Genomic DNA, 10,710 nt, shown 5'->3' with positions numbered 1-10,710 from the left:
AGCCGAGTGATACTAATTACCCGTAAGCTTAGATATTCTAACACCTATTTTTTTACTAGTTTATATTTTCAATATGTCAAATCATACAGTTGATTTTCAACTGCAACCATTAAGGTGGTTATAGCGATGGGGCTCACCTCTTACCTTTCCGAACAGAGAAGTTAAGCCCATTTGCGCAGATGGTACTGCTATTTGTGGGAGAGTATGTCGCCGCCTTCTTTTAAACCCTTGTCAATTAGACAAGGGTTTTTTTTGTTTATACATGTCCGTTCTAGAATGAATAATGTTATAAGTTTGTTCATCTAGGGTCGTTTTAATCAAAACTTCATTATAAAAAAAAGAGTAGGGTGTGTTGGGTTGTTACAGGTTTGCCCCTTTCATTAATGACTAACTACAAATAACATTTATTCGGTTGATTGAATATTTTGTCAACTTGAGTAGTTATTAATTGACTAGACTATATCTTGATTAATTTGTTGACATTGTTTAGATCGCTTAAATTGTTTGTTATAGCTGTCATGATCTAAATGAAATGAAATCTATAATTAGATATCATATTTGTTATATTAAAATTATTAGCTATTAGATTAGTTTTATTAAATATTTCAATATGATCTACCAAAAGTTCTTAAAGATTGTAATCCTTTTTTGAACAAATATTACACTTTTATTGCCAATTTGTATTACCTTAAGCTGTTTAAAATTAATGTTTAAATGACTTTATTATCTTTTAATTTGATGTCATCTTCGATCATATGAAAAGTGTGTTTTGTTTTTCGTGTTGATATTTATTTTACGTGAATTAAAATATGTTTTAAGATATTAGTTAGTGGCTTTTAGTTAAAAGAATTGGAATTTTATAGAAGTTTTTGAAATCAATAATCTACAGACTAAGTTCTTTTTGATTTGAATATCTTCTAAATTGAATTTCTAGAACAATTGTATAGTAAATTATTTGATTTGTGTCTTTTTGAATTGAATAAAATAAAATCCAGGTACCAAAATCAATAAAAATATAGGGTGAATCAGAAACCTTCTAATGTAGAATAATAGCATTTTAATCCAATTACTTTCAAATTCTGAAAATATTATGAAGCTTGTTAGAAGAATTACAAAAAAGGTGAAATGAACCCAGAGAGATGCTTTGAGATAAGTTTTATTTTTAAATAATACCCATATAATACTTAAAGAGATTGTTAGATTGATTAGAAAGCGTAGTGTTAGTGAATATGTTAATCGTACTATGTTAAAATCAGGGATTGGTAAATTTTGAAAGTTACTTTTGAAGTAAAAATTGAAAGGATCGTAAAATAAATTTGATTCAAAAACTCTTACTGATATCAATGCTACGATTAATAGAGAAACGGAGATAATCATCTGGACTTTACGCATTTTTAATATGTTTGATCCAGTATAGCCAAAGTGCGATAACAGCACCGTAGATAATAGTTGGGAATATTATTTCATGAGCAAAATGTGCATGTTCTTTATAGGATACATATATTAATGCCAACAGTACTAATCTAATTAAATTAACTATGTATATAAAGACTATTCCAAATAATATAAATAAAAGTGTTTTCTTCAAGCTTTGAGCAAAAGCAATGATAAATGATGTAAATAAGATCATTACGCTTACCGCATTACAACCTTCTATTACTCTATAAATTCTCATTTCATTTATAAACATAATTACAGATGGATGCTTTGGTGAATTGATGGTTTCTGCTTGATGTCCTATTAAGTTGAGAATTCTTTTAGTTTGATGTCCTATTTGTGAAGTTATAGGGTCTGGATAGTTGTAACTACTCCAATCCCAATTTAAAAACAGATAATAACTTATTGAAAGCAGAATGTATATACCGAAAAAAACAGCAACAAACTTGAATATAGGATAATAAGGTTTTAATGTTTCCAAATAGATTTATTTTACACAAATTTAGTTATTATAAGGAAACCAAATACTAGCTTTGCTTTTAATTAAAGTTAGAATATGAATTTAGATACCTTAAAGCCTCAAATTACAGATATTATAAATAATAATGTTGATGTTAAGAAAACTATGCAATCAATTTGTGATCTACTACAGAGTAATATCGATACATATAACTGGGTAGGTTTTTATATGGCGCATCAGTCTGAGCCTACCTTGCATCTTTGGAGCCAGGCAGGGATACCGACAGACCACTTAGTAATACCATTTGGTAAAGGTATTTGCGGACAAGTAGCTGTCTCTAACTCTAATTTTGTTGTCGAAGATGTGCATGCGCAGGATAATTATATTGCTTGTAGTATTCATGTGAAAAGTGAGGTAGTTATTCCCATGTTTAAAGATGGTAAAAATATCGGTCAGATCGATATAGATAGTAATACTATAAATGCTTTTAATGAATCTGATGAGCGTTTTCTTGAGTGGATTAATGTTCAAGTGGCAACATTACTATAAGATGTTTATTTTTAAGTAAATTGCAGTATGAATAATTTACTCTATTTTGATGCTGGTCTTGGAATGATGATTGCTCAGGGAGCTATTGCAGCACTAGCAGGTTTTGTTTTGTTTTACAAAAAAGTTAATACTATTATAAAGGGTTGGTTCGGTTTAAGAAAAGCGGCAAAGGAGAGTAGTTTTGAAAGTAATTACAACAAAGACTCTGAAATTAAGTAATATTGAGACACCCTTCATCATATAGAGATCCTTCTGGATTTATTTTTAAAGAGAATAATAAAGTCTATAGACAGATTAATCCGGTATTTTTTGATGAGTATAAAGCCGCGGTGTCTGCAGGTATATATAATTCTCTATTTGATAAAAAATGGTTAGTCCGACATAAGGAAATATCTTCTGATTCTAGTAGAATTGTACTAGAGCCAGTGCCATTAGATTTCATTACTTATCCGTATGAGTGGAGTTTTACACAATATAAACATGCTGCGCAATTAACTCTCAGATTGCAAATATGGTTATTAGAGAATAATTTTTCCCTTAAAGATGCCACTGCCTTTAATGTAACGTTTCAAAAGGGAAAGGCAATCTTTATAGATACTCTTAGTATAGAGCAATATAAAATAAATACGCCATGGAGAGGGCTCAAACAGTTTAATGAGCATTTTTTTGGGCCTCTTTTACTTGCTCAATACCATGGAAGTTTACATTTGAAAACTCTGCAACATTCTATCAATGGTATTGATCTTAATGTGGTAAAAAGGCAATTACCTTTTATTAGTAGATTTAATCCTACGGTTTACAGTCATATTTACTTATTATCTAAATCTGAAGCAGAAAATGATAATAAAGAAGGTGGATCTGACCGATCTGTGGAGCTTAGTAAAGCTAGACAGATAAAAATGCTATCTGCCCTGGAGATGTATATAGATGGCATGGAATCCAAGGAGAACACAGAGTGGTCTAAATATTATTCTGAGACCAACTATAATAAGAAGTCTTTTAAGTTTAAGAAAGATCTTATTGTCAAATGGAATAAAGAATTAAATTCCAAAAAGGTTATTGATCTAGGTGGTAACGACGGTACGTTTGGTAAAGAATTATTACCACAGATAGATCAACTCATAGTGTGTGATATAGATCAGCCTGCTATTGATCAATGTTATCTAGAACACATTAAAAATGATTCTAGTAAGTTAACATGTTTGGTAAATGATCTGTTGCAACCATCTCCAGCAATAGGGTTTAATAGCCAGGAGAGAGCTTCTTTTAATTCTAGAGTTATTGATTTTGCACCAGATTTGAGCATGGCGTTAGCTTTAATTCATCATATTACTTTAAGTGGAAACGTTCCATTTGAAATGAGTGCTCAATATTTTTCGCAGCTTTCTAAATACTTAATTATTGAATTCCCAGATAGAGAAGATAGTTGGGTTGAATTTATTCTAAATAGTAAGCGAGAGGCTCGTCATTTATTTGATGATTATACTATTTCTGCTTTCGCGAAAGCGTATCAAAAGTATTTTAATTTGATTAAATCTGAAAAGATACAAGGAACAGCACGTACATTATTCTTGTTTCAAAGACTGTAGTGACGAGAATTTAGATGTGTCTATATTTCTTTGATTATTATTCTTTCTTCATCATTCTAAATAAATAGATAATGTTTGTTTAATTGATTTAAGTAAAATCAACTTGTAGTTTCTTATATATGTTAGATGAAGACGATAATGAGTTTTTACAGCTGATTTAACTCATGATATTCTTGTGGTTACTGCCCTTTGAGATTCTACTTGATGAGTTTTATGTTTTTGCGCTGTGTTAAGCTCTTTAGAGGTCTTACTTTCTATTTTAACGCATACCTATTCTTTTTAGGTGAATACATTGCTTAAAAGCTGCTGTAAGCCTTTATGGGTGTTTCTTATGGAATCGGTTGTGACCTATTTTGGAAAGAGTAAATCAATAGTATAAGATGATTGATTTTAATGAATTTTTCATGCTGTTAATTTAAGCTTGTTTCTGCTTAAATTTATTGCATAAAAAAAAGGTCTTCATTTCTGAAGACCTTTTGTGGGCGCTAAGGGATTCGAACCCCTGACCCCTTGGGTGTAAACCAAGTGCTCTGAACCAACTGAGCTAAGCGCCCTAAGCGGTTGCAAATATACGACCCTTTTTTGGAACACAAAGAATTTTTAGAAGTTTTTTTTAAATTATTTCTGAAATAACAAATGTACTACCAGTTACAAGGATCAAATCTTCATGTTTTGCAGCTGTTTTTGCTGCTTCAAATGCCTGATTTAGAGTAGTAAAGATGGTGTTGGGTAAATTGTGATTATTTAAATGAGAACTTAAAATATTTTTTTTCATTCCTCGAGGAATATTTGGTGTTGAGATGTAATATGTGGCATTTTTGGGTAAAAATTGGATAACACTATCCGCATCTTTATCGCTTACCATTCCTAAAACTATGTGTAATTCTTGAAATGACTCCTTTTTTACCTGATTTATCAATAGATTTATTCCTGCTACATTATGTGCGGTATCTAATATTGTTTTAGGATGCTCGTTAATTACATCATATCTGCCTCTTAATCCTGTATTGTGGGCCACGCTCAGTAAACCTTTGCTTATGTGTTCTTTTGTAATGGTGAAGTGTGTTGGACTAATTAACTCTATCATTTTACTCGCAACTCTTACATTTGACTTTTGATAATTGCCTTTAAGATCTGTTGGTAAGCTCGTTGTTCTATGGTCTATGATATGTATAGGGCTGTCTAGCTCATTAGCAATTTGGGTGAATAGCTGTTTTAAGTAGCTTCTTTTTTCACCTATAACTACCGGTACAGAATTTTTAATAATACCTGCTTTTTCTATTGCTATTTTAGAATAAGTATTACCTAAAATAGCAGTATGATCTTTATCTATATTAGTAATAGCACTGATAATAGGAGTGATGATATTAGTAGAGTCTAGTCTACCACCTAGACCTGTTTCTATCACAGCTATATCAACATTCTCTTCTTTAAAGTATTGAAAAGCCATGCCTACGGTCATTTCAAAAAATGATAGTTGGTTGTTCTTAAAGAATGTTTGATGTTTGTGGATAAAATCTATTACAAACTGTTCGGTACACATTTTACCGTTTATCCTTATGCGTTCTCTAAAATCCTTGAGATGTGGTGATGTGTATAAGCCTACTTTGTAACCAGCTTCTTGTAATACGCTAGCAATCATGTGGCTGGTAGATCCCTTACCATTAGTACCTGCTAGGTGTATTGTTTTATATGCTTTATGAGGGTTACCTAGATAATTATCTAGGTTTATGGTGTTTTGTAAATCGGCTTTATAGGCTGCTTTTCCAGCTCTTTGATACATAGGTAGCTGTGAGAATAGCCAGTCTAAGGTTTCTTTATAAGTAAGCAATGTTATTCTCCTACTTTAAATATGACTTCTATAAACCCTACTTGTGTAGGCTGGGCTTTAGGTGCAGGGCTAAATTTATAAGTCATAGCACTTTGTTTTGCTGCTTGTAATAAACAATTTGCTTTATTTGTGGTTCCTTTCTTACCTGGGAATGCTTGTGTAACCTTTCCAGATCGATCTACATGAATCTCTACGATTACTTTACCACTTTCAAAACAGTCAGGAGTAACGCCGCTACCAGCAACTTTACCGCGACCATTTAATCCATATCCTTTACCGCCTTGTCCGCTGCCAGGTGCTCCATAATACGTGTTTGCATATGGATCTCCATTAATGTCTCCTTTATTACCAGGACCGTCTCCAGGACCTTGTCCTGTGCTAGTTTCTCCATCTACAGTTTCTGCTCCTGCGACACTATTTAAAGCATCTAATACTGAAGAATCTGGTTTAGGTTCTGGCTTAGGTTTTACAGGTTTGGTGACTGGTTTAGTTACAGGCTTCGGATCTGGTTTTGCATCAGGATTTGATTCTACCGTAGGTGCGTCTGTATTTTCTTGTGTGACTATATTTTCAGATTGGGGCGTTTCTTGTTGTTCAACCTCTTCTGGTTTAGATTCAGGAGCAACCTTAGTAGGTTTTGCTGGTTCAACAGGTCCAGATCCTACAGCTGTGTTACCAAAGTTGATAGCGATACCAGCATCTTCTGGTGGTTCAATTACATTAATTACAGAGACAAATCTGAATACGAGAATAAGCATCAGAATAAGTAGAGTACTTATTCCTGCAGATATCTTTTGTTCTTTTGTCTTTAAGTAACTCATGTTTAATTGTTTTTGACCGCTAGGACTATTTGAATTTTATTCCTATTTGCAATATCCATTACTTTGACAGAGTAACTTACTGCAGCGTCTTTGTCAGATCGCAACATGATAGTAGGTTTTTCTTTGCCTTGTAAGGTGTTCAATATTCTGCTTTCTAGATCTTCTTCTGTTGCCTGTGTTGCATCTACATAGTACACACCTTCTTTAGAGATGCTTACAGTTACCTTACCTTGTGTAGATGTTTTACCGCCAGCACTAGGTAATAATAGGTCCAGAGCTTCTGGAGTTATAGATGGAGATGTAAGCAAAAAGAATACCAAAAGTAAAAACACGATATCAGTCATGGACGACATCGAGAATTCTGGACTAACTTTATTTCTACCTCTTAAATTCATAATTAAGCAGGTTCGTTTAATAGATCTAAGAAGTCAGATGCATTCTCTTCCATCTGGTGTACCACCTTGTCAGTTTTTACAACTAGATGATTGTAACCTATATAAGCAACGATACCTACTATAAGGCCGGCAACTGTAGTAATCATAGCTGTGTAAATACCACCAGCTAGGCTACCCATGTCTGCACTACCACCAGCATCTGCTAGTGTTTTAAAGGCTAGCACCATACCGATAACGGTACCTAAGAATCCTATCATAGGTGCGGCACCTGCAATAGTTGCTAGCATGCTCACGTTTTTCTCTAATTTGTAAACCTCTAATTTACCAGCGTTTTCTATCGCACTATTGATATCTTCTAGAGGTGAGCCTATACGGCTTATACCTTTTTCAGTCAGTCTTGCAACTGGAGAATCTTCTTTTGCACAAAGCATTTTTGCACTGTCTAGTCTACCATTAGAGATATGGTCTTTAATGTTAAGCATGAATGAGCTGTCTATTTTAGAACTAGATCTTATTTTCATAAGTCGCTCAAAATAAATGTACAAAGCAAAAAATAACAAAAGAATTAATACAGCTATAATGATAGTTCCAGATGGTCCACCAGCGGTAATTAATCCTAGCAAAGATTCAGATTGTTCGTTTACTAGAGGTGCTGCCTCTGTGGTAACGTCTGCGGTTTCTTGAAAAAGTAGGCTCATTAATTAAGTAATTTGTATGGTTGTTAACGCAATTTAAGGGCGTTTCATTGCCTTTTAAATTGCGTTTTAATTTTAAATGTTCCGCTTTCGCGAAAGCGAGATCACAACAATCTCTTACAATAATACTCTTTTATTATAAAAAGTATACTACACAACCTAATCCTACTAGTGTCAATACAATAGTATAAGGTAAAGCCATTTTCACCATTTTACCATATGATAAATTGATAAGAGGTGCTAGTGCCGATGTAAGTAAGAATAAGAATGCCGCCTGACCATTAGGTGTTGCAACACTAGGCAGGTTAGTTCCTGTGTTAATAGCTACTGCTAGATGTTCATACTGTTCTCTTGTGATAGTTCCTGCGGTATAAGCGTTACTAACCTCGTTAATATATACGGTTGCAACAAAAACATTGTCTGAGATCATACTTAAGAAACCATTTGCAAGGTAAAATATTGCTGGCTGACTAGATGCGTCCTGGCTTAATGCCCATTCTATAATAGGAGCAAATAAGTGTTGATCATGTATCATAGCAACGATTACAAAGAAAACAACTAATAAACCTGTAAAAGGTAATGCTTCTTCAAATGCTTTACCTAGACTGTGCTCGTCAGTGATACCCATAAATGCAGTTTGAATCACTATTAATCCTAGTCCTATAAATCCTACTGGGGCAAGGTGTAATGCAAGAGCGGCAATTAATAAAACAGCAGATATACCTTGTACAACTAATGCATATTTTTCTTTACTAGTTCTTTCTGCATCTCTTTTTTCCATCCATCCTTCAATAATAGATCTAACTACTGGAGGCATTTTTTGACCAAAACCAAAAGTTTTAGTCGTTTCTAAAAAGACAGTTGTCAATACACCGGCAACGAGTACAGGCATAGTGATAATAGACATTACTTTAAAGAATTCAATGAAATCCCAACCCATTTTAGAACCTATCAATAGGTTTTGAGGTTCTCCTACTATTGTACAAACACCACCTAGTGCAGTACCTACAACACCGTGCATTACTAAACTACGTAAGAAAGCACGGAACTGTTCAAGAGTTTCACCACTTAATTGTTCTCTATCTAATTTGTTGTCTTTATCTAAATCTAGATCACTAGAATGAATAGTGTGATATACATTATAGAAACCTATACCTACACTTATTAATACAGCTGTCACAGTAAGAGCATCTAAGAAAGCAGATAGAATCGCACTTAATAAGAGGAATACTAGTGATAGAACTATTTTTGATTTAATCTTAGTAAAAAGTTTTACAAAGATGTACATTAATAGAGGTTTCATGAAGTAGATACCTGCTACCATGAATACCAGAAGAAGAATTACCTCTAGGTTTTGAGCAACCTCTGCATATACACCACCCAGCACATGATTACCTAGCTCATCCAGAACAGGCTTGTGTGTGTCGTGGTCTATTTTATACATAGGGTGCGTTAACCCTAAAACTAAAACTTGTATGGCTAGTAGACCACCAGATTGTAGTGGGTAACATTTTAATGCCATCGCTAGACAGAAAATAAATTCTGCAATGAAAACCCATCCCATGACCATACCGCTTAGTGCAAAGTAACCGATCACGTTAAAGATTAAGAAAAATATCATGGTTAATTTAAACCACTTGGGACTATTACCTAAAAAGTATTTCATCAAACTAATTGTTTAAGTGCTATTTCAAATGCAGTAGAACTGATTTGTTTTTTTGAACTGTTATTATTAAAAGTATTCTGAATAGCATTACGTATAGTCATGCTAGTATCATTAAAAATTGCTTCGTCGGTCATTTGTACACGACGCTCCATGAAGTAGGCAAATACTCTAGCCATACCACAATTAGAGATAAAGTCAGGGATTAAACTAACTTGCTCATCTGTATGCTCCATAATAGAGCCGAAGAAAATTTCCTTATCTGCAAACGGAACATTTGCACCACAAGAAATAACCTCTAATCCAGATGCGATCATTTGATCTATTTGATCTTGAGATATTAATCTAGAAGCCGCACAAGGAGCAAAAATCTCAGTTTTGATTTTCCAGATGCGATCATTTACTTCTTCAAAAGGTATAAGATTTTTTGCCTTAAGAGTATTTCCGTCCTTATTTAAAAATAATTGGGTAATCTCTTCATGGCTAAAACCATCTTCATTAATCAAACCACCAGCGCGATCTATAATTCCTACTATTTTTGCTCCCATTTGAGAAAGGTAAAAAGCAGCAGAGCTACCTACATTACCAAATCCTTGAACAACCGCGCGTTTTCCTTTTACGTTACCACCATAAATATCATAGAAATGCTTTACGGCCTCTGCAACACCATAACCGGTGATCATGTCTGCAACAGTATATTTTCTAGAAACGTCTGGAGAAAATGTTGGGTTTTCTATAACTTTAATTACACCCTGACGCAATTGTCCGATGCGATTAATTTTATCTGCTTCACTAGGAGAAAAATGTCCGGTAAAAACACCTTCTTGTGGGTGCCATACTCCACAATCTTCTGTCATAGGTATAACCTCGTGAATTTCATCTACGTTAAGGTCTCCACCGGTACCATAATAACTTTTTAATAATGGAGAGACTGCTTTGTACCATCTTTCTAGAACGCCTTTTTTACGAGGGTCTTGTGGGTCAAAGTTAATTCCAGATTTTGCTCCACCTATTGCTGGACCAGAAACTGTAAACTTTATTTCCATTGTTTTTGCTAGAGAAAGCACCTCGTTTTTATCAAGTCCTTTTCTCATTCTAGTACCACCACCTGCTGCACCACCACGTAAACTATTAATAACTGTCCATCCTTCGGCATCTGTTTCTGGATCATTCCAGTGGAAAACGATTTCGGGACTCGCGTTTTCATAACGTTTAAGTAGTTCTTTCATTTAGCTAGATTAGTTTGCACAAATATAATATAGTGACAATT

11 protein-coding genes, 1 tRNA gene and 1 rRNA gene are annotated in these 10,710 nt (G+C 33.8%); 4 read left to right on the top strand and 9 right to left on the bottom strand.

The window, feature by feature from the left end; all coding sequences use genetic code 11:
- Positions 1-110 precede the first annotated feature (110 nt).
- Positions 111-219 (top strand): 5S ribosomal RNA (gene rrf, locus LY01_RS10555).
- A gap of 732 nt (positions 220-951) precedes the next feature.
- On the opposite strand, the gene LY01_RS10550 is transcribed toward rrf, so the two are convergent.
- Both LY01_RS10550 and xrtF read right to left on the bottom strand, forming a co-directional pair.
- Positions 952-1,377, bottom strand: coding sequence for an exosortase F system-associated membrane protein (locus LY01_RS10550; RefSeq protein ID WP_245890700.1), 426 nt, complete (start codon positions 1,375-1,377; stop codon positions 952-954).
- 7 nt (positions 1,378-1,384) lie between these two features.
- The gene (xrtF, locus tag LY01_RS10545; RefSeq protein WP_104515810.1) at positions 1,385-1,918 is read right to left on the bottom strand and encodes an exosortase family protein XrtF; all 534 of its coding nucleotides are present in this window, start codon (positions 1,916-1,918) and stop codon (positions 1,385-1,387) included.
- A gap of 75 nt (positions 1,919-1,993) precedes the next feature.
- On the opposite strand from xrtF, the gene LY01_RS10540 reads away from it, so the two are divergent.
- From LY01_RS10540 to LY01_RS10530, 3 genes are read left to right on the top strand one after another with little or no spacing between them, the layout of a single operon-like run.
- Complete coding sequence (locus LY01_RS10540) at positions 1,994-2,446, top strand: GAF domain-containing protein (RefSeq protein WP_104515809.1); 453 nt, start codon at positions 1,994-1,996, stop codon at positions 2,444-2,446.
- Between the two features lie 27 nt (positions 2,447-2,473).
- Complete coding sequence (locus tag LY01_RS10535; RefSeq protein WP_104515808.1) at positions 2,474-2,665, top strand: hypothetical protein; 192 nt, start codon at positions 2,474-2,476, stop codon at positions 2,663-2,665.
- A 2-nt stretch (positions 2,666-2,667) separates the two neighbouring features.
- Positions 2,668-4,035 carry a class I SAM-dependent methyltransferase gene (locus LY01_RS10530; RefSeq protein ID WP_245890698.1) on the top strand — a complete coding sequence of 456 codons (1,368 nt, stop codon included), beginning with the start codon at positions 2,668-2,670 and terminating at the stop codon, positions 4,033-4,035.
- A 479-nt stretch (positions 4,036-4,514) separates the two neighbouring features.
- On the opposite strand, the gene LY01_RS10525 is transcribed toward LY01_RS10530, so the two are convergent.
- The 7 genes from LY01_RS10525 to LY01_RS10495 all read right to left on the bottom strand — a co-directional run bounded on the left by LY01_RS10525 (position 4,515) and on the right by LY01_RS10495 (position 10,669).
- Positions 4,515-4,589, bottom strand: a tRNA-Val gene (locus LY01_RS10525).
- A gap of 59 nt (positions 4,590-4,648) precedes the next feature.
- Positions 4,649-5,818, bottom strand: coding sequence for a bifunctional folylpolyglutamate synthase/dihydrofolate synthase (locus LY01_RS10520; protein WP_104515823.1), 1,170 nt, complete (start codon positions 5,816-5,818; stop codon positions 4,649-4,651).
- A 50-nt stretch (positions 5,819-5,868) separates the two neighbouring features.
- Positions 5,869-6,687 carry an energy transducer TonB gene (locus tag LY01_RS10515; protein ID WP_104515806.1) on the bottom strand — a complete coding sequence of 273 codons (819 nt, stop codon included), beginning with the start codon at positions 6,685-6,687 and terminating at the stop codon, positions 5,869-5,871.
- Between the two features lie 2 nt (positions 6,688-6,689).
- A complete protein-coding gene (locus LY01_RS10510; protein ID WP_104515805.1) occupies positions 6,690-7,082 on the bottom strand; it encodes an ExbD/TolR family protein in 393 nt (130 codons plus the stop codon).
- Between the two features lie 2 nt (positions 7,083-7,084).
- Positions 7,085-7,780 carry a MotA/TolQ/ExbB proton channel family protein gene (locus tag LY01_RS10505; RefSeq protein WP_104515804.1) on the bottom strand — a complete coding sequence of 232 codons (696 nt, stop codon included), beginning with the start codon at positions 7,778-7,780 and terminating at the stop codon, positions 7,085-7,087.
- A 133-nt stretch (positions 7,781-7,913) separates the two neighbouring features.
- Positions 7,914-9,443: a sodium/proton antiporter NhaB gene (nhaB, locus tag LY01_RS10500; protein WP_245890696.1), complete on the bottom strand. Its 1,530-nt coding sequence runs from the start codon at positions 9,441-9,443 to the stop codon at positions 7,914-7,916.
- Positions 9,443-10,669 (bottom strand): Glu/Leu/Phe/Val dehydrogenase dimerization domain-containing protein, encoded by a 1,227-nt coding sequence (locus tag LY01_RS10495; RefSeq protein ID WP_104515802.1) that lies wholly within the window; start codon positions 10,667-10,669, stop codon positions 9,443-9,445. The genes nhaB and LY01_RS10495 overlap by 1 nt, the downstream gene beginning before the upstream one ends.
- Between the last annotated feature and the right edge of the window lie 41 nt (positions 10,670-10,710).

The sequence above is a fragment of the Nonlabens xylanidelens genome, from assembly GCF_002934445.1.
GTDB classification, from domain to species: Bacteria; Bacteroidota; Bacteroidia; order Flavobacteriales; family Flavobacteriaceae; genus Nonlabens; species Nonlabens xylanidelens.
Note: the sequence above shows the minus strand (reverse complement) of the source record. Positions and strands in the feature narration are given on the sequence as shown.

Coding starts and splice junctions, on each gene's coding strand:
- LY01_RS10550 (WP_245890700.1), bottom strand. CDS start 1,377: ATGATTATCTCCGTTTCTCTATTAATCGTAGCATTGATATCAGTAAGA.
- LY01_RS10540 (WP_104515809.1), top strand. CDS start 1,994: ATGAATTTAGATACCTTAAAGCCTCAAATTACAGATATTATAAATAAT.
- LY01_RS10535 (WP_104515808.1), top strand. CDS start 2,474: ATGAATAATTTACTCTATTTTGATGCTGGTCTTGGAATGATGATTGCT.
- LY01_RS10520 (WP_104515823.1), bottom strand. CDS start 5,818: ATGTATCAAAGAGCTGGAAAAGCAGCCTATAAAGCCGATTTACAAAAC.
- LY01_RS10515 (WP_104515806.1), bottom strand. CDS start 6,687: ATGAGTTACTTAAAGACAAAAGAACAAAAGATATCTGCAGGAATAAGT.
- LY01_RS10510 (WP_104515805.1), bottom strand. CDS start 7,082: ATGAATTTAAGAGGTAGAAATAAAGTTAGTCCAGAATTCTCGATGTCG.
- LY01_RS10505 (WP_104515804.1), bottom strand. CDS start 7,780: ATGAGCCTACTTTTTCAAGAAACCGCAGACGTTACCACAGAGGCAGCA.
- nhaB (WP_245890696.1), bottom strand. CDS start 9,443: ATGAAATACTTTTTAGGTAATAGTCCCAAGTGGTTTAAATTAACCATG.
- LY01_RS10495 (WP_104515802.1), bottom strand. CDS start 10,669: ATGAAAGAACTACTTAAACGTTATGAAAACGCGAGTCCCGAAATCGTT.